We start from the raw sequence: 20,957 nt of genomic DNA on the forward strand, positions 1-20,957 counted from the left end.
ATGAAACTCAATGATCTGAGTCCAGCGCCGGGTTCCCGTCGCGAAAAGCATCGTCCGGGCCGTGGTATCGGTAGTGGTTTGGGCAAGACCGGTGGCCGTGGCCACAAAGGTCAGTCCTCCCGCTCCGGTGGCACCATTGCTCCAGGCTTTGAAGGCGGTCAACAGCCGCTGCATCGTCGCCTGCCTAAGTTCGGTTTCGTTTCCCTGAAGGCCATGGACCGCGCAGAAGTGCGTCTGTCCGAGCTGGCTAAAGTGGAAGGCGACATCGTCACTGTGCAGTCCCTGAAAGATGCCAACGTGATCAACGTCAACGTACAGCGTGTGAAAATCATGCTGTCCGGCGAAGTTACTCGCGCTGTTACCATCGGAAAGGGAATCGGCGCCACCAAAGGTGCGCGTTCGGCTATCGAAGCAGCTGGCGGCAAGTTCGAGGAATAAATGGCTAAGCAAGGTGCTCTCTCTGCGCTCGGCAAAGGCGGTATGTCTGAACTCTGGGCTCGTCTGCGTTTTCTGTTCCTGGCGATTATCGTCTACCGAATAGGCGCACACATCCCGGTTCCAGGTATCAACCCGGACCGACTCGCGGACCTGTTTCGACAGAATGAGGGGACCATTCTTAGCTTGTTCAACATGTTTTCCGGCGGCGCGCTGGAGCGGATGAGTATCTTTGCACTGGGGATCATGCCGTACATTTCGGCATCGATCATCATGCAACTGATGACAGCCGTCAGCCCGCAGCTGGAGCAGTTGAAGAAGGAAGGTGAAGCTGGGCGTCGCAAGATTGCCCAGTACACCCGCTACGGCACTGTCGTCCTCGCTCTCGTTCAGGCAATTGGCATGTCCATTGGTCTGGCGGGGCAGGGCGTTGCGTTCACTGGTGACTTTGGCTTCCATTTCGTCGCGGTATCCACGTTTGTGGCTGGTGCGATGTTCATGATGTGGCTGGGTGAGCAGATTACTGAGCGTGGTGTTGGCAACGGTATCTCGATGTTGATTTTCGCAGGTATCGTCGCCGGTCTTCCGAGAGCGATCGGGCAGTCTTTCGAGTCTGCGCGTCAGGGTGATATCAACATTTTTGCCTTGGTTGCCATCGGTTTGCTGGCAGTAGCGATTATCGGTTTTGTGGTGTTCATTGAGCGTGGTCAGCGTCGTATTGCTGTTCATTACGCCAAGCGTCAGCAGGGTCGTAAGGTCTTTGCTGCGCAGACTAGCCACTTGCCGTTGAAGGTGAACATGGCCGGTGTTATTCCGGCCATTTTCGCGAGCAGCATTTTGCTGTTCCCGGCTTCGTTGGGTACCTGGTTCGGTCAGTCTGAAGGTATGGGCTGGCTGCAGGACATCTCGCAGTCGATCGCTCCTGGTCAGCCGTTGAATATTCTGCTGTTTAGTGCAGGGATTATTTTCTTCTGCTTCTTCTATACGGCGTTGATGTTCAATCCGAAAGACGTAGCGGAAAACCTGAAGAAGTCCGGTGCCTTTATTCCGGGCATCCGTCCAGGTGAGCAGTCTGCGCGCTACATTGATGGCGTTCTGACTCGTTTGACCCTGTTCGGTGCTCTATATATGACGGCCGTATGCCTGTTGCCCCAGTTCCTGGTGGTTGCAGCAAACGTTCCGTTCTACCTTGGCGGGACCTCGTTGCTGATCGTCGTCGTGGTTGTGATGGACTTCATGTCCCAAGTACAATCGCACCTCGTTTCGCACCAGTACGAATCCCTGATGAAGAAAGCCAACCTGAAGGGTTACGGCAGCGGCATGTTGCGCTGAGTACCCATAAGGTTCGAGGAGTTGGTGATGAAAGTTCGTGCATCGGTGAAAAAGCTGTGCCGCAACTGCAAGATTATTCGCCGCGAAGGTGTTGTTCGAGTAATTTGCAGCGCGGAACCGCGTCACAAACAGCGCCAAGGCTGAGTGTGATTGTGCTTCAAGCCCGGTAGCTAGTGCGCTACCGGGTTGATTATTTGTTATTACAGCGATATTATCTCGCGCCCTATTTCTTGGCTTCCGGGGCGTAGGTAGCTGTCAATTGGAGTCCCACTGAATGGCCCGTATTGCAGGCGTTAACATTCCAGATAACAAGCATACTGTTATCTCGCTGACCTACATCTATGGTGTTGGTCGCACTACTGCGCAGAAGATCTGTGCAGTGACTGGGGTAAACCCAGCCGCAAAGATCAAGGATCTGAGCGACGAGCAGATTGAACAGTTGCGTGGCGAAGTGGCGAAGTTCACCACTGAAGGTGACCTGCGTCGCGAAATCAACATGAAAATCAAGCGTTTGATGGACCTCGGTTGCTATCGCGGTCTGCGTCATCGTCGTGGTCTTCCAGTGCGCGGTCAGCGTACCAAGACTAACGCGCGTACCCGTAAAGGTCCGCGTAAGCCGATCCGCAAGTAATCGCCCCAGCGAATCGACAGGAAATTAATCATGGCTAAACCTGCTGCTCGTCCTCGTAAAAAAGTTAAAAAGACAGTGGTTGATGGCATCGCCCACATCCATGCATCTTTTAACAACACAATCGTGACCATCACCGACCGTCAAGGCAACGCTCTTTCCTGGGCTACCTCCGGTGGTTCGGGTTTCCGCGGTTCCCGCAAGTCCACCCCGTTTGCTGCTCAAGTAGCTGCTGAACGTGCTGGTCAAGCTGCGCTGGAATACGGTCTGAAAAACCTCGACGTTAACGTCAAAGGTCCAGGCCCAGGTCGTGAATCTGCAGTCCGCGCTTTGAACGGCTGTGGCTACAAGATCGCCAGCATCACCGACGTGACGCCAATCCCGCACAACGGGTGCCGTCCGCCGAAGAAGCGCCGCGTGTAATCCAGGAGATTGTAAAGAATGGCTCGTTACATTGGTCCAAAATGCAAACTCGCTCGTCGCGAAGGCACCGATCTCTTTCTGAAGAGCGGCGTGCGCGCGATCGAATCGAAGTGCAACATCGAAGCAGCACCTGGTATCCACGGCCAACGCCGCGGCCGCCAGTCCGATTACGGCACCCAACTGCGTGAAAAGCAGAAGGTCCGTCGTATCTACGGCGTTCTCGAGCGTCAATTCAGCGGCTACTACAAAGAAGCTGCTGGCAAGAAAGGTGCAACCGGTGAAAACCTGCTGCAACTGCTCGAATGCCGTCTGGACAACGTTGTATACCGTATGGGTTTTGGCTCTACTCGTGCCGAATCCCGTCAGCTGGTATCGCACAAATCCGTCAGCGTTAACGGTCAGACCGTAAACGTACCGTCCTACCAGGTTCGTGCTGGTGACGTGGTCGCGATTCGCGAGAAAGCAAAGAACCAACTTCGCATTGTCCAAGCTCTCGATCTGTGTGCCCAACGTGGCCGCGTAGAATGGGTAGAAGTAGACACTGAGAAGAAGTCGGGCGTTTTCAAGAACGTTCCTGCTCGCAGTGATCTGTCCGCCGACATCAACGAAAGCCTGATTGTCGAGCTCTACTCCAAGTAAGGGCTAGAAAATAGGTGCATCCATGCAGATTTCGGTAAATGAGTTCCTGACACCCCGCCATATTGATGTGCAGGTTGTCAGTCCAACCCGCGCCAAGATCACTCTCGAGCCTCTCGAGCGTGGTTTCGGCCACACCCTGGGCAACGCGCTGCGACGCATCCTGTTGTCCTCAATGCCCGGCTGTGCAGTAGTCGAGGCCGAGATTGACGGTGTGCTCCATGAGTACAGCGCCATCGAAGGCGTACAGGAAGACGTAATTGAAATCCTGTTGAACCTTAAAGGTCTGGCTATCAAGCTGCACGGTCGTGACGAAGTTACGCTGACCTTGTCGAAGAAGGGTTCGGGGGTGGTTACCGCTGCCGATATTCAGCTGGATCATGATGTCGAGATCGTTAACCCCGATCACGTAATCGCTAACCTGGCGTCTAACGGCGCCCTGAACATGAAGCTCACCGTAGCTCGTGGTCGTGGTTATGAACCGGCAGACTCGCGTCAGAGCGATGAAGACGAAAGCCGCAGCATCGGTCGCTTGCAGCTTGACTCTTCGTTCAGCCCGGTTCGCCGTATCGCATACGTGGTGGAAAACGCCCGTGTCGAGCAGCGTACTAACCTGGACAAGCTGGTTATTGATCTGGAAACCAACGGTACCCTGGATCCTGAAGAGGCTATCCGCCGCGCTGCAACCATTCTGCAACAGCAGCTGGCTGCGTTCGTCGACCTCAAAGGTGACAGTGAGCCAGTGGTTATCGAGCAGGAAGACGAGATCGATCCGATCCTGCTTCGCCCGGTTGACGATCTGGAACTGACTGTACGTTCGGCTAACTGCCTTAAGGCGGAAAACATCTACTACATCGGTGACCTGATTCAGCGTACCGAAGTAGAGCTGTTGAAGACTCCGAACCTTGGCAAGAAATCCTTGACTGAAATCAAGGACGTTCTGGCCTCCCGCGGTCTGTCCCTCGGCATGCGCCTCGACAACTGGCCGCCTGCAAGTCTTAAGAAGGACGACAAGGCGACTGCCTGATCGTCGTAATCACCGAACGTTGTGTTTGGTAAGGAATGAACCATGCGTCATCGTAAAAGTGGTCGTCACCTGAGCCGCACCAGCTCGCACCGCAAGGCCATGTTTCAAAACATGGCGGTGTCGCTGTTCGAGCACGAGCTGATCAAAACTACACTGCCAAAAGCTAAAGAACTGCGTCGCGTTGCTGAGCCGCTGATCACTTTGGCCAAGACAGACAGCCTGGCTAACCGCCGTCTGGCTTTCGACCGTACTCGTTCGAAAGCTATCGTTGGTAAGCTCTTCAACGACCTGGGCAAGCGTTACGCTACCCGTGAGGGTGGCTACCTGCGCATCCTCAAGTGCGGTTTCCGCACTGGCGACAACGCGCCTATGGCGTATGTCGAGTTGGTTGATCGTCCTGCCGGTGGTGAAGCTGTATCCGCTGAGTAAGACGTCAGTCTGAAACGAAGAACCGGGCCTAGTGCCCGGTTTTTTGTGCGCGCTCGAAAAGCATTGCCATCAATGCATGAATAGAAAGGTAATTAGTAATTTTCTATCGATAGTCGCAACGCAATGAATTTGTAGCTGTAACGTTCCTGATCAATACTCCCCCTCAGCCGATAGCCGGCAGTTAAAGACTGACAGAGGAAGAGATCGCATGAGTCAAAATAAAACGCTGACCACCGCCAGTGGCGCTCCTGTCGCCGACAACCAGAATTCCCGTTCCGCCGGCCCTCGTGGCCCGCTGCTGCTCGACGACTTTCACCTGATCGAAAAGCTTGCCCACTTCAATCGCGAGAACATCCCTGAGCGCCGTGTACACGCCAAGGGCTCGGGTGCTTACGGCACGTTTACTGTCACTCGCGACATCACCCCGTACACCAGCGCCAAACTGTTTGAATCGGTCGGCAAACAAACTCCGACGTTCCTGCGCTTTTCTACGGTTGGCGGCGAACGGGGTTCGGCCGATACCGAGCGCGATCCGCGTGGCTTTGCCCTGAAGTTCTACACCGAGGAAGGTAACTGGGATATCGTCGGCAACAACACGCCCGTGTTCTTCATCCGTGATCCGTTGAAATTTCCGGACTTTATCCACACCCAAAAGCGTCTGCCGCAGAGCAATCTGAAAAGTGCGCAGATGATGTGGGACTTCTGGTCGCACTCGCCTGAGGCGCTGCACCAGGTCACTATTCTGTTCTCCGACCGTGGCATTCCTGACGGCTATCGTCACATGCACGGCTTTGGTAGCCACACCTACAGCTTGATCAACGCCAATGGCGAGCGGCACTGGGTGAAGTGGCACTACAAGACTCAGCAAGGCATCAAAAACCTGGCGCCTGCAGAAGCGGCACGTTTGGCCGGTACCGATCCGGATTACGCGCAGCGTGACCTGTTCGGGGCGATTGAGCGCGGTGACTTCCCGAAATGGCGTGTGTGCATTCAGATCATGACCGAGGCTCAGGCCGCGGCGCACTATGAGAACCCGTTCGATGTGACCAAAACCTGGTCGCAGAAAGAGTTTCCGCTGATCGAAGTCGGCGAGCTGGAGCTCAATCGCAATCCGCAAAACTACTTTGCCGAAGTCGAGCAAGCGGCATTCGGCCCGAGCAACATGGTCCCGGGCGTTGGTCTTTCTCCGGACCGCATGCTCCAGGGCCGCGTGTTCGCTTATGCCGACGCGCACCGCTACCGCATTGGCACCAATCATCAGCAACTACCGGTGAATGCGCCCCGCAGCCCGGTGAATAGCTATCAGCGTGATGGTTCGATGGCATTCGGCAGCAATGGCGGTGCAGCACCTAACTATGAGCCGAACAGCTACGTCGATTCGCCGAAACAAGCGCCTCGCTACGCTGAGCCACCGTTGGCATTGAGCGGTGCCGCTGATCGTTACGATCATCGTGAAGACTCCGACTACTACAGCCATGCCGGTGCTCTGTTCCGACTCATGAGTGACGAGCAGAAAGCGCTGCTGACCAACAACATTGCCGGAGCCATGGCCGGCGTTTCCGGTGATGTGATTGATCGTCAATTGCAGCACTTCTTCAAGGCCGATCCGGCGTATGGAGAAGCAATTGCAAGGGCGTTGGGTGTACAGCTTAACGAAGTCTAAACGAGAAGCAGAACCGCCCTCATTTGGGCGGTTTTTGCGTTATTTGAACCACTTTTCTCAGAATATCTTCGCTTTTATCGCGTAAACGGAGTGACCAAACAGTCGCCTTGGTTCAAACTACAGACTTTCATGCAGGGAGATGTAGGGCGATGCAAGGGCACCCAGACGTAATCGATTACCTCAACACGTTGCTGACCGGCGAACTGGCGGCGCGTGATCAGTATTTCGTCCATTCGCGGATGTATGAGGACTGGGGTTTCACCAAGCTCTACGAACGCATCAACCACGAGATGGAAGAAGAGGCCGGGCACGCTGATGCCCTGATGCGTCGGATTCTGATGCTCGAAGGCACGCCGCGCATGCGTCCGGACGATCTTGATGTTGGCACCACTGTGCCGGACATGCTCGCCGCTGACCTGCGACTTGAATATAAAGTCCGCGCCGCGCTCTGCAAGGGCATCAAACTCTGCGAGCAACACCAGGACTATGTCAGCCGCGAGATGCTGCGGGTTCAATTGCATGACACTGAAGAAGACCACACCTACTGGCTTGAAAAGCAGATGGGTCTGATCAAGTTGATCGGTCTTGAGAACTACCTGCAATCTCACGCCTGATTGCTCCCTATACAAAAAAGCCCCTGACACCGATGAAGTGACAGGGGCTTTTTCGTGGGCCCGATTCAGGCCTTGTCGCGAGCCAGCAGTGGCTTGAGGTAGAAGCCGGTGTGAGATTGCTTCATCTCGGACACTTCCTCCGGGGTACCAACCGCAATGATCTGGCCGCCCTTGGAGCCGCCTTCCGGCCCCAGGTCCACCAACCAGTCGGCGGTCTTGATCACGTCCAGGTTGTGCTCGATCACCACCACAGTGTTGCCGTGGTCGCGCAGTCTATGCAGTACGTCGAGCAATTGCTGAATATCCGCGAAGTGCAAGCCAGTGGTTGGTTCGTCGAGGATGTACAGCGTCTTGCCGGTATCGCGCTTGGACAGTTCACGGGAGAGCTTCACCCTTTGGGCTTCACCGCCCGACAACGTCGTCGCCGATTGCCCCAGCTTGATGTAGGACAGACCTACGTCCATCAATGTCTGAAGCTTGCGCGCTAGCGCAGGAACCGCGTCAAAGAACACCCGCGCTTCCTCGATGGTCATCTCGAGAGTTTCGTGGATGCTCTTGCCCTTGTACTTGATTTCCAGAGTCTCGCGGTTGTAACGCTTGCTCTTGCAGACGTCGCACGGGACATAGATGTCCGGCAGGAAGTGCATTTCCACCTTGATCAGGCCATCGCCCTGACACGCTTCGCAGCGTCCGCCCTTCACGTTGAAGGAGAAGCGTCCCGGACCATAACCGCGTGAGCGTGATTCCGGTACGCCGGCGAACAGTTCGCGAATCGGCGTGAACAGCCCGGTGTAGGTCGCCGGATTGGAGCGCGGCGTTCGGCCGATAGGGCTCTGGTCGATATCGACGACCTTATCCAGATGCTCCAGTCCCTTGATGCTGTCGTGGGCGGCCGCCTCAAGCGTCGTTGCACCGTTGAGTGCCGTAGCGCTCAAGGGAAACAGCGTATTGTTGATCAGCGTCGATTTGCCCGAGCCGGACACACCGGTCACGCACGTCAACAGACCTATCGGAATGTCCAGGTCGACATTGCGCAAGTTGTTACCGCGAGCGCCCTTGAGCGACAGTGACAACTTCTTGTTGCGCGGTGTGCGTTTGGCTGGAACGGCAATCTTTACTCGGCCCGACAGGTACTTGCCGGTCAACGAATCAGGATGCGCCATCACTTCGGCCGGCGTCCCTTCGGCAACAATATGCCCACCGTGGACCCCCGCGCCCGGCCCGATGTCCACCACGTAGTCGGCCAGGCGAATAGCGTCTTCGTCATGCTCGACCACGATCACCGTGTTGCCGATGTCGCGCAGGTGCTTGAGTGTGCCGAGCAACCGATCGTTATCACGTTGATGCAGACCGATCGACGGCTCATCGAGGATGTACAGAACCCCCACCAGGCCGGCGCCAATCTGGCTGGCCAGGCGAATCCGCTGAGCTTCACCGCCGGACAACGTGTCGGCACTGCGATCCAGCGAAAGATAGTCGAGGCCTACGTTGACCAGGAACTGCAGGCGCTCGCGGATCTCCTTGAGAATCTTGTCGGCAATTTCACCGCGACGGCCCGTGAGCTTCAGTATGCCGAAATACTCGCAAGCATCGCCAATCGGCAGATTGGTCACCGCCGGCAGCGTCTTCTCGCCCACCCAGACGTGCCGCGCCTCACGACGCAAGCGCGTGCCACGGCAATCCGGGCAGGGCTGGGTGCTGAGGAACTTGGCCAGCTCTTCACGCACTGAAGCCGACTCGGTTTCGCGATAGCGGCGTTCCAGGTTCGGCACGATGCCTTCGAACGGGTGCGAGCGTTTGACGATATCGCCGCGGTCGTTCAGGTACTTGAAGTCGACGTTTTGCGAACCGCTGCCATGCAGAATGAATTTCTGCTGATCCGCCGAAAGGTCGTTGAAGGGCACTTCCAGGCTGAACTTGTAGTGCGAAGCCAGCGACCCGAGCATCTGGAAGTAATAGACGTTGCGCCTGTCCCAGCCGCGAATAGCGCCCTCGGCCAGCGTCAACTCGCCGTTCACCAGACGCTTGATGTCGAAGAACTGCTTGACCCCCAGACCATCGCAGGTCGGGCAAGCGCCGGCGGGGTTGTTGAAGGAGAACAGCTTGGGTTCCAGCTCGCTGATCGCATGGCCGCAAATCGGGCAGGCGAAGCGCGCGGAGAAGATGATCTCTTCGCCGGGCTCGTCGTCCATCGGCGCGACCAGTGCGATCCCGTCCGCCAGTTTCAGCGCGGTTTCGAACGACTCGGCCAGGCGCTGCTGCAGATCGGCGCGGACCTTGAAGCGGTCGACTATTACATCAATCGAGTGCTTCTTTTGCTTATCCAGCTTCGGCAGCTCATCCAGTTCGCAGATCCTGCCGTTGACCCGGGCCCGGACAAAGCCCTGGGCGCGCAGTTCTTCGAAGACCGAAAGGTGTTCGCCTTTGCGCTCGCGAATCACCGGGGCCAGCAGCATCAGCTTGCTGCCCTCCGGTTGCGCGAGGACCAGGTCGACCATCTGGCTGACGGTTTGCGCTTCCAGCGGAATGTCGTGATCCGGGCAACGTGGAATACCCACGCGTGCGTACAGCAGGCGCAGGTAGTCGTAGATTTCGGTGATGGTGCCGACCGTCGAGCGCGGGTTATGCGAGGTCGATTTCTGTTCGATGGAAATGGCTGGCGACAAACCTTCGATGGTGTCGACGTCAGGCTTTTCCATCATCGACAAAAACTGCCGGGCATAGGCCGACAGTGATTCGACATAGCGGCGTTGGCCTTCGGCATACAGCGTGTCAAACGCCAGGGACGATTTGCCGGATCCGGACAGGCCGGTGATGACGATCAGTTTGTCCCGTGGCAGGGTCAGGTCGATGTTCTTCAGGTTGTGGGTTCGGGCCCCACGAATCAGGATCTTGTCCAAAGTGGCCTCGCTTGGCGGGCGTCGAAAACGTAGGAGTATACGGCCAAATACTGGATGGATGCACACTATCAAACGAGCGGAGTTGTGTCTTACATGAAGAGTCTGTCAGCGGAGCGCGTCAAAGCGTCGCGATATACCCCGTCAATCGATGGGACTGGTAGAATCGCCGCCGGTTCACATGAGGTTTTTCCATGCACGATCCCCACAGCGAACGCATGAGTGGCAGTGAGACCCGCGCAGCAAGCGGGCTGGCCCTGGTGTTCGCCTTCCGTATGCTTGGCATGTTCATGGTGTTGCCGGTACTGGCGACCTATGGGATGGATCTGGCAGGAGCGACCCCGGCCCTCATCGGACTGGCGATTGGCGCTTACGGCCTGACCCAGGCAATCTTTCAGATTCCTTTCGGCTTCATTTCCGACCGCATCGGCCGTCGTCCGGTGATTTACCTCGGGCTGATCATCTTCGCCCTCGGTAGCGTGCTGGCAGCCAATGCCGATTCGATCTGGGGCGTCATCGCCGGACGCATCCTGCAAGGCGCCGGGGCTATTTCCGCCGCAGTGATGGCGTTGCTTTCAGACCTGACCCGCGAGCAGCACCGGACCAAAGCCATGGCCATGATCGGCATGACGATTGGTCTGTCCTTCGCAGTGGCCATGGTTGTCGGGCCGCTGTTGACCCGCGCCTTCGGCCTGTCGGGGTTGTTCCTCGCCACGGGCGGCATGGCGCTGTTCGGCATCGTGATCGTCATGTTCATGGTGCCGCGTTCCACCGGACCGTTGCAGCACCGTGAGTCCGGCGTCGCCCGTTCGGCGCTGATGCCGACGCTAAAGCACCCGGACCTGCTGCGCCTGGACCTTGGCATTTTTGTGTTGCACGCGATGTTGATGTCGAGCTTCGTTGCATTGCCCCTGGCCCTGGTGGAAAAAGCCGGGCTGCCCAAAGAGCAGCACTGGTGGGTCTACCTCACCGCGCTGCTGATCTCCTTCTTCGCCATGATCCCGTTCATTATCTACGGCGAGAAGAAACGCAAAATGAAACGAGTTTTATTGGGCGCAGTGCTGACGCTGATGCTCACTGAGCTATTCTTCTGGCAGTTCGGCGACAGCCTGCGGGCTCTGGTGATCGGGACGGTGGTGTTCTTTACCGCTTTCAATTTGCTGGAAGCTTCGTTGCCATCGCTGATCAGCAAGGTTTCACCGGCGGGCGGCAAAGGTACGGCGATGGGGGTTTATTCCACCAGCCAGTTCCTCGGTTCGGCGCTGGGGGGTATCCTCGGCGGCTGGATGTTCCAGCACGGCGGTTTGTCGGTCGTATTCCTCGGATGCGCCGGCCTGGCTGCACTTTGGCTGGCCTTTGCTGTTACCATGCGTGAACCTCCCTACGTGACGAGTCTGCGCTTGCCGCTGTCGCCCGAGGCGATCCGCGAAGCGGGGTTGGTTGACCGCCTGAAGGCCGTCGTAGGGGTAACAGATGCGGTAATCGTTGCTGATGAAGCGGCGATTTACATCAAATTGGACACAGAACTATTGGATCGCACCACCCTTGAGCGCCTGGTGAACAACCCGGCCGGGGCAGCGTGCGTAGCCTAGGAGAACGTTATGGCCCGTGGGGTTAACAAAGTCATATTGGTCGGCACTTGCGGCCAGGATCCCGAAGTTCGCTACTTGCCTAACGGTAACGCCGTGACCAACCTGAGTCTGGCGACCAGCGAACAGTGGACCGACAAGCAAACCGGTCAGAAGGTCGAGAAGACTGAATGGCACCGTGTTTCGATGTTCGGCAAGGTGGCCGAGATCGCCGGTGAATACCTGCGTAAAGGTTCGCAGGTCTACATCGAAGGCAAGCTGCAGACCCGCGAGTGGGAAAAAGACGGTATCAAGCGTTACACCACCGAAATCGTGGTCGACATGCAAGGCACCATGCAACTGCTCGGCGGCCGTCCACAGCAGGGCGACCAACAAGGCGGGGGCAATAACTACCAGCAGTCCGCCCCGGCTCCACGCCAGCAGGCTCCGCGCCCGCAGCAGTCAGCACCGCAGCAGTCGCGTCAGGCTCCGCCTCCACAGCAGGCAGCGCCACAACCGGCTCCGGATTTCGACAGCTTTGATGACGATATCCCGTTCTGATCCGCAGTTTTTCAGAACCGTAGACAAAAAAAGCGAAGCCATATGGCTTCGCTTTTTTGTTGCCGCTGTTAACCGGCCAACGTGGTCACATTGGCCCGTGCCGAGTGCAGCTTCTTGTAGCTTTCGATCAACCGCAGGTGTCTGTCGAGCCCCTCCAGTTTGGTGCTGGTCGGCGTCAAACCATGGAAGCGTACACTGCCGTCCACCGAGCCGATCACTGCATCCATCCGTTCGTTACCAAACATCCGACGGAAATTGGCCTCGTAGTCTTCCAACTCCAGGTCTTCGTCCAGCTTCATCTCCAGCACCGCGTTGACAGCTTGGTAGAACAAGCCGCGCTCGACCGTGTTGTCGTTGTACTGCAGAAACATCTCCACCGCCTCTTTGGCCTCTTCAAATTGCTGCAAGGCGAGATAAATCAGCAGTTTCAACTCCAGGATTGTCAGCTGACCCCAAACGGTATTGTCGTCAAACTCGATGCCGATCAGGGAGGTGATGTCGGTGTAGTCGTCCAGCTCACTTTCCACCAGGCGCTCAGCCAGCGCTTGCAGTTCTTCGTCGTCCAGGCGATGCAGGTTCAGGATATCGGCGCGGAAGAACAGCGCTTTGTTGGTGTTATCCCAAATCAGGTCGTCCACGGGATAGATTTCCGAATAGTCCGGGACCAGGATGCGGCATGCCGTCGCGCCGATATGCTCGTAGACCGCCATGTACACTTCCTTGCCCATGCCTTCGAGAATACCGAACAAGGTCGCGGCTTCCTCGGCATTCGAGTTTTCACCCTGGCCGGAGAAGTCCCACTCTACGAATTCGTAGTCCGACTTGGAACTGAAGAAGCGCCACGACACCACGCCGCTGGAATCGATGAAGTGCTCGACGAAGTTATTCGGCTCGGTCACCGCATGACCTTCAAACGTCGGCTGGGGCAAGTCGTTGAGGCCTTCGAAGCTTCGGCCCTGGAGCAATTCGGTCAGGCTGCGTTCCAGCGCCACTTCCAGGCTCGGGTGCGCGCCGAACGAGGCGAACACGCCGCCGGTACGCGGGTTCATCAACGTGACGCACATCACCGGGAATTCCCCCCCCAGGGACGCATCCTTCACCAATACGGGGAACCCTTGCTCTTCCAGCGCCTGTATACCGGCCTGTATTCCCGGGTACTTCGCCAGCACATCGGCGGGCACATCCGGCAGGGCAAATTCACCTTCGATGATTTCGCGTTTTACCGCGCGCTCGAAGATCTCCGACAGGCACTGCACCTGGGCTTCGGCCAGCGTGTTACCGGCACTCATGCCGTTGCTCAGGAACAGGTTTTCAATCAGGTTGGACGGGAAATACACCACTTCGCCGTCCGACTGGCGCACGTAGGGCAGCGCGCAGATGCCGCGTTCTTCATTGCCCGAGTTGGTGTCGATCAGGTGGGAACCACGCAACTCGCCGTCGCGGTTGTAAATCTTCAGGCAGTGCGCGTCGAGTATTTCGCTCGGCAGTTCATCTTTACGGCCAGGCTTGAACCAGCGTTCGTCCGGGTAATGCACAAACGGCGCGTTGGCGATCTCTTCGCCCCAGAACTGGTCGTTGTAGAAGAAGTTGCAGTTGAGTCGCTCGATAAACTCGCCCAACGCCGACGCCAGCGCGCCTTCCTTGGTTGCGCCCTTGCCGTTGGTAAAACACATCGGCGAGTGTGCATCGCGGATATGCAGCGACCACACGTTGGGCACGATATTGCGCCACGAGGCGATTTCAATCTTCATGCCCAGGTCCGCCAGAATGGCCGACATATTGGCGATGGTCTGCTCCAGCGGCAGATCCTTGCCCGCGATATAGGTGCTCGCCTCTGAGGTAGAAGCAGGCATCAGCAACGCCTGGGCATCGGCGTCGAGGTTTTCCACCTCTTCGATCACAAACTCAGGCCCGGCTTGCACCACTTTTTTCACGGTGCAACGGTCGATGGAACGCAGGATGCCTTGGCGGTCCTTGTCGGAGATGTCCGCGGGCAACTCGACCTGGATCTTGAAAATCTGGTTGTAGCGGTTTTCCGGGTCAACAATGTTGTTCTGCGACAGGCGGATGTTTTCGGTCGGAATACTGCGAGTGTCGCAGTACAACTTCACGAAATACGCCGCACATAACGCCGATGACGCCAGGAAATAGTCGAACGGACCCGGCGCCGAGCCATCGCCCTTGTAGCGGATAGGTTGATCGGCCACCACCGTGAAGTCGTCGAACTTGGCTTCAAGTCGAAGGTTGTCGAGAAAGTTGACCTTGATTTCCATGGGGGATTACCAGAATAACGGCTAAACGAATGGCCGCCATTATCCGGCATTTCAGCCATAAGTCTTGCGGGCGTCTGTCGATATGTCCTCACCGGGCCTTTTTAGTGGGCGATGGAGCGGTCAGTCGAGTATCAGATGCGGCAAGAACCGGCTCGAATCCTTGGTGATCAAGCTGTTGTCCTCACGTACACCGATCCCCGCCGCCTGATCGCCGATTACCCAGGAGCCAATCAACGTAAAGCTGTCGCCGAACTGCGGAAGCGGCGCGAACTCCTGAAGGATAAACGGCGCATCGGTGTAGGGGCCGTCCTCTTTCACGATCAGGCCGTCAGCAGTTTGCAGCTCGATATTGGCACCTTCCCGGGAGAAGAACGGCTTGCGCACCCAGCCTTTTGGTACGGCTTTGCCCGGCTCGGTATCCAGGTACGCCGCGAGCAGGTTCGGGTGACCTTTGTTGAATTCCCACAACAGCGGCAGGATGCCTTTGTTGGAGATGATGGATTTCCAGGCCGGTTCGAAAAATTGCGTATCACTCTGGGCAATCGCTGCACCGAAGGGCTCGTGGAAGATGAACTCCCAGGCGTGCAGCTTGAACAGGTGAGGGATCCAGCGATCTTCGAGGTCGACGAAACGTCCGTCACTGGTCAGGCCGATGTCTTCGATATCGATGTGGCGTGATTCGATGCCGACCTTTTCCGCCACCAGCCGCAGGTAGTCGGTAGTGCCCTTGTCTTCGACCGAGTCTTTCATCGAGGCAAAATAGAAGGGTTGCTTGAGCTGCAATTGAGCGAAGGCCTGATGCAGTTTGGTGTCGATGCTGTTGAACTGGTCGGCATGCTTGGGCAGCAAGCCGCGTTCGATGCATTGCTCCAGCCAGCCCCACTGAAACGCCGCCGCCTCATACAGGCTGGTCGGCGTGTCGTAATTGAGTTCCAGCAACTTGGCGGGCCCGGTGCCGTTGTAGGAGAAATCCATGCGCCCGTACAGGTGCGGGTGACCTTCGAGCCATGAGGTGCGCACCATGTCGAAGAATGGCGCGGGAATGCTCAGGCGCTCCAGCAACTCCTCGCTCTGAACCACGCGGGCCACCAGGTCCATGCACATCCCATGGATCTCGGTGGTCGGGTCTTCGAGATCGTTCTCGATCTGCTTGAGCGAGAACTGGTAATACGCGCTCTCATCCCAGTAGGGTTCGTTGTCGATGGTGTGGAACAGAAAGCCGAGATTCTCGGCGGTCTGTTTCCAGTCAGGACGCTCTGCGCAATGGATCTTCTTCATGGCCCGGTTTCCTTAACTGCTCGATCCGCCGCCGCCCCAGCCGCTGCGTGCGCTGGCCTTGCTGCCGAAGCCGCCACGGGAGGTGGACGAGGCAACGGAGACCGGCTTGCTGGTAGAAGAGCGAACCGAGTCGGCGTAGTTGCTGCTGCCGTACCTTGCCTGATTGGACTTGGTGAACGTCGAGCCCTTGGCAATCCGCTGGCTGAGCGTCGAGTTCGAGTAGCTGCCGCGGTCATCGCGATAGCGGTACACCGGCTCGGAGTAGTAACTGTTGCGGTTGCTGCTCAGCATGTTGCCGATCAGCAGGCCGGTCAGCAGGCTGCTGGTGGAGAAACCCGACCCACCCGTGTTCGCCGCTTCCGAGGCGGGTAATTGAGCCTTGGCCGCGTCCACCTGGGATTGCGTCACCTGGCCATCAGCGGTCAGTTCGAAGCCGCCGAGCTTGGGGATGAACTTGCCGGCGGAATCCTGTTGGCACCAGTCGGCGACGAAGTCGGCATCGCAATCGGCCTGGCTGTCGTACACCGGCGCAATGCGGCGATGCTCGGCCATGGCCGTCATGTAGGCGTCCGAGCACACGTCCACCGGGAGCTTTTCATCGGCACACTGCTGAACGGACTGGAAGTTGTACTTCTTCTGCACCGCGTAGGTTTTTTCCGTCGGTCCGCAGCCTGATATCGCCATGGCGACCGACGCTGCCAGCGAAAGCTGAACGTACTTGCTTCGTTTCATCGGGATCTCCGGGCGCAATCAGTTCTGGGAAGGAGTCATGCACGCGGCGTTCAACATGCCGACGCTGATGGCCACGGCTGCCACGTAGATGCCCGCCGCGATTTCACCTTTCTTGATGCGCTCCGAGGTGCCTTTGAGCACCAGGCTGGTCACCAGAAATGCCAGCAATTGAACGAGGGCTGCAATGACCGCCCAGACCACGAAGTCGAGGATGCTGATCGAGTACGCAATCACGTTGCTCGCCGGAATGGCGAAACCGATGATGGCCCCGCCGAGGGCGATCGCAGCGGCTACGTTGCCGGAACGGATCAGTTCGAATTCCTTGTGCGGGGTGATGCGGGTGTAGATGAACTGGAACAGTGCGAACAATACCGCGGCGCCGAGGATGTACGAAACAAACCCGAACACGGCGGCTTTGTTCAAGGAGATAGAGAGTGCTTCTAGCATGGACTGCTTCCTTTTTTAGAACGTATTCAGGTCGGTTGTGTACAGCGAAATGCCCTGCGACGTGCTCAAGCTGATGGTGCCTTCGGCGTCTTCCTCGACGGAAAACAGCAGGAATTCCCGGCGGTCGGTCAGGCCGGTTTCGCGGGCGTACAGCATCGAACGGTGCTCGATGCCGTAGGACTCCTCCGGGTTTTTCAGCTGTTCGCTCAGCCCTACCAATTCTGTCTGGCCATTCTCGGTGCCCCATTCGCGGGTGTATTCGACGCCGTTGTGGGTGTAGGTCGGCAGCCCGATCAGACTTTGCGGACCGGCCAATCGGCGCAACTCCGCTTCACTGCTGATGGTGATGTAACTGAGGTAATTGAACAGGATCACCGACTCAACCTGCCCGGCGATTTCGCCGGTGGTATGCACCTGCAGCCAGTAGTCTTCGTCGTTCATGTAGTAGCGTGACAGCCAGGTCGACTGCCCGAGATCGACGGTGCCGTTGCTCCAGATCTGCTGCGAACCCGGGATGGTCACCGTGGTGTTGCCGTCGAGCAACAATTTCAGGGTGGTGTCGAACATCACGCCCTTGCCCAATGCCAGGCCCAGCGGACCGGTGACGGGCGGGGATTCGCTGGCGGTCCATTTCGACTCTGTCGTCGCGTTCGGGGCCTCAAGCCCCATCAACTGTTTAAACCATCCCATTGGAGATTTCCTTGAGGCGAGTGGAGGCGATGTAGAAGAGCTCGCCGCCCTCAACGCGTGTGGCGCCGGGCGGGTTGATCGACGGTTGTCGGGCGCCTTTGGCGCGATAGCCGATGAGCGTGGCGTTGTGATGTTCTTTCATCCGTGTGTACAGATCGCCAAACGTCGCTTCAAAGGCCTCGGGCAGTTTCATCAGGTATTGAGTGGCGCCCTGGCCCACGCACAGCAGTTCATTGATGACCACTGACGAGCCCGGATCCTGCGAGGCGCGCACCAACATCTCGATGGCCATGCTGGAAGTGCATTCCAGGCTGGGCGCGTAGGCGCTGGCGAGCGCAGCGATTTCACTGTCATTGAAGTGGGCGACCACATGCCCGACAGGCTGCAGTTGATTGACCGCCAGCACGGTGGCCAGGGTCAGGTCGTCTGAATGGGTTCGCACCAGAACGCGCTCGGCACCGGGAACGCCCGCGCGCAGCAACAAGGCCACGGAGGACAGGCTTTCACCTTTGATGAAGCTCGCTTTGCCCGGCATCGGGTTTTCTTCAAGGGTGCAATCGCAAATGACGATCAGGTTGTCGTTCGAGGTTTCGTCCTGGAGCAACAACTCAATGACCCGTTCGCTGGACGCGCCTTCCCAGCCGATGAGAACCGTATGGCCGACCTTGCCGGTGAAATCGCCTTTGCCCTTCATGCCTTTTCTCCATGCATCGATGACGCTGCTGGTGGTTTTGCCGATGGCTGCCGTCAGCAGCGCAATGCCCCCGAGCATGACCCAGGTGGCCACGAATATCCGTCCCGCCGCTGTCTGCGGCGCGAGATCGCCATAACCGACGGTGAGTGTGGTGGTCAGATAGAAGTAAGTAAACGTGGCGGGCGCGGTGAGGTGTTGTTCGCCCAGTAACACCAGGCCCAGATACGCCGTGGTCAGGTGTACGCCCAAGGCAATGACCAGGCCTGCCCAGCCGAAACGGTGGAAGAGGGACGAGGCATACATGCGCAATAAAAGGAAAATCGACATTTCGTCCCTGACTCCGTGGGTACTTGTTCCTGGCGACGTCATCGCCTCGGCGTCTGACTGCGCAAGTGCGTTCAACCGGCGGCATTAAACCTGTTGCGCGGCGCCGAGAAAAGTACCTTGGCTGCAATAAATCCGGCGAGTGCACCAAACAGATGGCCTTCGAAGGAAACACCCTGGCGAGGCAGGAAGCCAAAAATCAGACCGCCGTAGAGCAGGGCCACGACGCCGGCTGTTATCAGGTTGCCCCAGCTCCTGTGGAACCAGGCGCGGGACAAGAGGTATGCCCACAGTCCGAACACCCAGCCGCTGGCGCCGATGTGTACGCCGGCAAAGCCGAACAGCCAGACCAGCGCGCCGCCCAGCAGAATAATGATCGCGCTGACCGCAATGAACCGATTGAGTCCTTCGATGATGACCAAGGTACCCAGAATCAAAAAGGCAATCAGGTTCGCGCTCAGGTGCGCAAAGGAAGCGTGCAGGAAAGGCGAGGTGATGATGCCGAGCAGACCGTGCACGGTTCTCGGGATCAAACCGAAGGCCATGAGGCTGTAGCCGGTCGCGACGTTGAACAGTTGCAACGCGACCATGAAGAGCGCCAGGCCTGCGATTGTCTTGAAACCCTTCAGGGCATCCATCCTTGACCTCGACAGTTGAATGTCTGTCAGTTCAGCGCATTCCATGTGGGAGCGAGCCGGCTCGCGAAGGGGGAGTGTCAGTCGACATCAATGTTTTCTGACAAACCGCAATCGCTAGCAGGCTAGTTCCCACAGGTTATGCGTTCTACTCGAGAGTCGGTTATTCGGCCGATTTTTGCTTCAGGCGCTCCAGGATCGCATTGGCGCTGCCTGCGTCCGGGGTGATGCCGGCATCGCGCAGTTTGCGTTCCAGGTCAGTGCCCGTCGACGCATCGGCCAATTGGTCCTGGGCTTCCAGTTCAGCGGCGCGTTGCTGCTGCTTGGCCTGCAAACGGTTCAGCGTACCGACGGCGGTTTCCAGCTTGCCGTTGGCGCCGCCACTGGCAATCGAAGCGCTGACCTGGGCTTTCTGTACGCTTTCGCGCGCCTTGGCCATGTCCACTTGCTGGCGCAGGCTTTTGATGCGGCTTTCAGCCTTGGTGATGTCTTTGCGCATGTTTTCAGCGTAACCACCAAACTCGGTGGCCTGCTTTTGCTCGACGTCCAGCTCGTTGGTCAGGGTCGAAATGGCTTCGGCCACTTCCAGGGCCAGGTCTTCACGGTTGGCCTGGATGGCGGCCAGAGCCTTGGATTCCAGGTCCTTGATCTTGGCGTTGTACTCGCTGACGCGGTCAGCCGACAGTTTGTGCTTGGCCATGATGGTGACGAGCTCACGCTTGGCGTTGGCCAGGGCGCTGTCCGCATCGCGAATTTCCTGATCGAGGATGCGCAGGGCCTGTTGGTCGACGATCGATTCGCCGACTTCGTTGGCACCGCCACGCAGCGCGGTGAACAATTTGCTCCAGATGGACTGAGTCATTGGATATTTCCTGTTCCCGAATAATTAATTGAAGAAACGTTCGAAGGCTTCGCTGGCGCGCTGGACGTTGTCGACCAGGGTTTTGACCTCGGTCACGATGTTCGTCAGGCTGGAGTCGGAGCTCAGAGCGCCGAACATGTTGTAGACAATCTGCCCGTTCGGCATGGACTCGATACCGATCGAGGACAGCGGGAACATCTCCCGGCTGCGCAGCACGGCGTCATTGAAGGCCGGTACGTCATTGATGGACTCGATGTCGACCAGAACGGTGTCGACGATGATCTGTTCGCCCACCACCGCGATGTAAATCGGCAAGCCACCGAAGTCGTTCATTTCCAGCTTGATGCTGGACTCGGAGCCTTGAACGAGAGAAAGCGTGATGTCGTTTGAAACCGCTTCGTCCAGGGCTTGAAGGGCGCTGAAGAGGCGGTCGATGTTCCAGTTTGTACCTGCGCTCATGTAATTCTCCGACATGAATGAGCCAGCCAGAATCGGTTGGCGAAGCTGTTTCTCCATCTGCTTGAGCAGGCTTCGGTTTTCGGGAAGCACCCAAGTCTCGTGTTTCACATAACCGGCGGCACCCAGGCCCGCGCGCATCTGCTTCATGTAAAAGCTCGATGGTTTTTTCGCGGACGGTTTGGAGCGCTCTCCCTTGCGGCTTGCCGAATCGGTATCGGGCCCTGTGGGAGGACTCGATGGAGAGCTGCTTTTCATGGGGCTGACCTCGTTGTGAAAAACTCACGCGTGAGAAACACTACAGGCAATTTTTGCCACGCTCAATAGCTCACGCGTGAGATTTTTTGTCATAC

Annotated in this window: 22 protein-coding genes; 12 read left to right on the forward strand and 10 right to left on the reverse strand. The window is 57.5% G+C overall.

Annotation, left to right across the window (positions count from 1 at the left end):
* The 10 genes from rplO to bfr all read left to right on the forward strand — a co-directional run bounded on the left by rplO (nucleotide 1) and on the right by bfr (nucleotide 7,187).
* Nucleotides 1–438: a 50S ribosomal protein L15 gene (rplO, locus tag BLU63_RS13890; protein ID WP_010467269.1), complete on the forward strand. Its 438-nt coding sequence runs from the start codon at nucleotides 1–3 to the stop codon at nucleotides 436–438.
* Nucleotides 439–1,767 (forward strand): preprotein translocase subunit SecY, encoded by a 1,329-nt coding sequence (gene secY, locus BLU63_RS13895; RefSeq protein ID WP_007896784.1) that lies wholly within the window; start codon nucleotides 439–441, stop codon nucleotides 1,765–1,767. It abuts the gene before it with no gap.
* Nucleotides 1,768–1,794: 27 nt separating this feature from the next.
* Nucleotides 1,795–1,911, forward strand: a complete 117-nt coding sequence (gene rpmJ, locus BLU63_RS13900) for a 50S ribosomal protein L36 (RefSeq protein WP_002555468.1) — start codon at nucleotides 1,795–1,797, stop codon at nucleotides 1,909–1,911.
* A 130-nt stretch (nucleotides 1,912–2,041) separates the two neighbouring features.
* Nucleotides 2,042–2,398: a 30S ribosomal protein S13 gene (gene rpsM / locus BLU63_RS13905; protein WP_003186020.1), complete on the forward strand. Its 357-nt coding sequence runs from the start codon at nucleotides 2,042–2,044 to the stop codon at nucleotides 2,396–2,398.
* A 30-nt stretch (nucleotides 2,399–2,428) separates the two neighbouring features.
* Nucleotides 2,429–2,818, forward strand: coding sequence for a 30S ribosomal protein S11 (gene rpsK / locus BLU63_RS13910; protein ID WP_002555466.1), 390 nt, complete (start codon nucleotides 2,429–2,431; stop codon nucleotides 2,816–2,818).
* A gap of 18 nt (nucleotides 2,819–2,836) precedes the next feature.
* The gene (rpsD, locus tag BLU63_RS13915) at nucleotides 2,837–3,457 is read left to right on the forward strand and encodes a 30S ribosomal protein S4 (RefSeq protein WP_003210056.1); all 621 of its coding nucleotides are present in this window, start codon (nucleotides 2,837–2,839) and stop codon (nucleotides 3,455–3,457) included.
* 22 nt (nucleotides 3,458–3,479) lie between these two features.
* Nucleotides 3,480–4,481: a DNA-directed RNA polymerase subunit alpha gene (locus BLU63_RS13920; RefSeq protein WP_003176403.1), complete on the forward strand. Its 1,002-nt coding sequence runs from the start codon at nucleotides 3,480–3,482 to the stop codon at nucleotides 4,479–4,481.
* Nucleotides 4,482–4,523: 42 nt separating this feature from the next.
* Complete coding sequence (gene rplQ, locus BLU63_RS13925) at nucleotides 4,524–4,910, forward strand: 50S ribosomal protein L17 (protein WP_008145500.1); 387 nt, start codon at nucleotides 4,524–4,526, stop codon at nucleotides 4,908–4,910.
* A 208-nt stretch (nucleotides 4,911–5,118) separates the two neighbouring features.
* Entirely contained in the window at nucleotides 5,119–6,573 is a 1,455-nt protein-coding gene (locus BLU63_RS13930; RefSeq protein WP_010467275.1) for a catalase, read from the forward strand.
* Nucleotides 6,574–6,722: 149 nt separating this feature from the next.
* Nucleotides 6,723–7,187 carry a bacterioferritin gene (gene bfr / locus BLU63_RS13935; protein ID WP_010467276.1) on the forward strand — a complete coding sequence of 155 codons (465 nt, stop codon included), beginning with the start codon at nucleotides 6,723–6,725 and terminating at the stop codon, nucleotides 7,185–7,187.
* A gap of 65 nt (nucleotides 7,188–7,252) precedes the next feature.
* Here bfr and uvrA read toward each other — a convergent pair whose 3' ends face one another.
* Complete coding sequence (uvrA, locus tag BLU63_RS13940) at nucleotides 7,253–10,087, reverse strand: excinuclease ABC subunit UvrA (protein ID WP_010467278.1); 2,835 nt, start codon at nucleotides 10,085–10,087, stop codon at nucleotides 7,253–7,255.
* A 191-nt stretch (nucleotides 10,088–10,278) separates the two neighbouring features.
* Here uvrA and BLU63_RS13945 point away from each other — a divergent pair, with 191 nt between their 5' ends.
* Nucleotides 10,279–11,676 (forward strand): MFS transporter, encoded by a 1,398-nt coding sequence (locus BLU63_RS13945; protein ID WP_083375648.1) that lies wholly within the window; start codon nucleotides 10,279–10,281, stop codon nucleotides 11,674–11,676.
* Between the two features lie 9 nt (nucleotides 11,677–11,685).
* Nucleotides 11,686–12,213, forward strand: a complete 528-nt coding sequence (locus BLU63_RS13950) for a single-stranded DNA-binding protein (RefSeq protein WP_010467282.1) — start codon at nucleotides 11,686–11,688, stop codon at nucleotides 12,211–12,213.
* Between the two features lie 68 nt (nucleotides 12,214–12,281).
* Here the strand turns inward: BLU63_RS13950 and BLU63_RS13955 are convergent, their stop codons facing one another.
* The 9 genes from BLU63_RS13955 to BLU63_RS13995 form a co-directional block, all read right to left on the reverse strand.
* Nucleotides 12,282–14,486 carry an OsmC domain/YcaO domain-containing protein gene (locus BLU63_RS13955; protein ID WP_077749255.1) on the reverse strand — a complete coding sequence of 735 codons (2,205 nt, stop codon included), beginning with the start codon at nucleotides 14,484–14,486 and terminating at the stop codon, nucleotides 12,282–12,284.
* A 120-nt stretch (nucleotides 14,487–14,606) separates the two neighbouring features.
* A complete protein-coding gene (locus BLU63_RS13960; RefSeq protein WP_083375649.1) occupies nucleotides 14,607–15,764 on the reverse strand; it encodes a glutathionylspermidine synthase family protein in 1,158 nt (385 codons plus the stop codon).
* 12 nt (nucleotides 15,765–15,776) lie between these two features.
* Nucleotides 15,777–16,496 carry a DUF1190 domain-containing protein gene (locus tag BLU63_RS13965; protein ID WP_010467288.1) on the reverse strand — a complete coding sequence of 240 codons (720 nt, stop codon included), beginning with the start codon at nucleotides 16,494–16,496 and terminating at the stop codon, nucleotides 15,777–15,779.
* Nucleotides 16,497–16,514: 18 nt separating this feature from the next.
* Entirely contained in the window at nucleotides 16,515–16,943 is a 429-nt protein-coding gene (locus tag BLU63_RS13970; RefSeq protein ID WP_010467290.1) for a DUF350 domain-containing protein, read from the reverse strand.
* Between the two features lie 15 nt (nucleotides 16,944–16,958).
* Nucleotides 16,959–17,633 (reverse strand): DUF2491 family protein, encoded by a 675-nt coding sequence (locus BLU63_RS13975; RefSeq protein ID WP_083375650.1) that lies wholly within the window; start codon nucleotides 17,631–17,633, stop codon nucleotides 16,959–16,961.
* Entirely contained in the window at nucleotides 17,620–18,654 is a 1,035-nt protein-coding gene (locus BLU63_RS13980; RefSeq protein ID WP_077749253.1) for an ion channel, read from the reverse strand. Before BLU63_RS13980 ends, BLU63_RS13975 begins: the two co-directional genes overlap by 14 nt.
* A gap of 71 nt (nucleotides 18,655–18,725) precedes the next feature.
* The gene (locus BLU63_RS13985; RefSeq protein WP_077749252.1) at nucleotides 18,726–19,289 is read right to left on the reverse strand and encodes a rhomboid family intramembrane serine protease; all 564 of its coding nucleotides are present in this window, start codon (nucleotides 19,287–19,289) and stop codon (nucleotides 18,726–18,728) included.
* Between the two features lie 160 nt (nucleotides 19,290–19,449).
* Entirely contained in the window at nucleotides 19,450–20,148 is a 699-nt protein-coding gene (locus BLU63_RS13990; RefSeq protein ID WP_010467296.1) for a PspA/IM30 family protein, read from the reverse strand.
* A 24-nt stretch (nucleotides 20,149–20,172) separates the two neighbouring features.
* Nucleotides 20,173–20,754 carry a YjfI family protein gene (locus tag BLU63_RS13995; RefSeq protein WP_144443449.1) on the reverse strand — a complete coding sequence of 194 codons (582 nt, stop codon included), beginning with the start codon at nucleotides 20,752–20,754 and terminating at the stop codon, nucleotides 20,173–20,175.
* Nucleotides 20,755–20,957: the final 203 nt, after the last annotated feature.

Origin of the sequence: Pseudomonas mandelii, assembly GCF_900106065.1 — a bacterium.
Lineage (GTDB): Bacteria > Pseudomonadota > Gammaproteobacteria > Pseudomonadales > Pseudomonadaceae > Aquipseudomonas > Aquipseudomonas mandelii.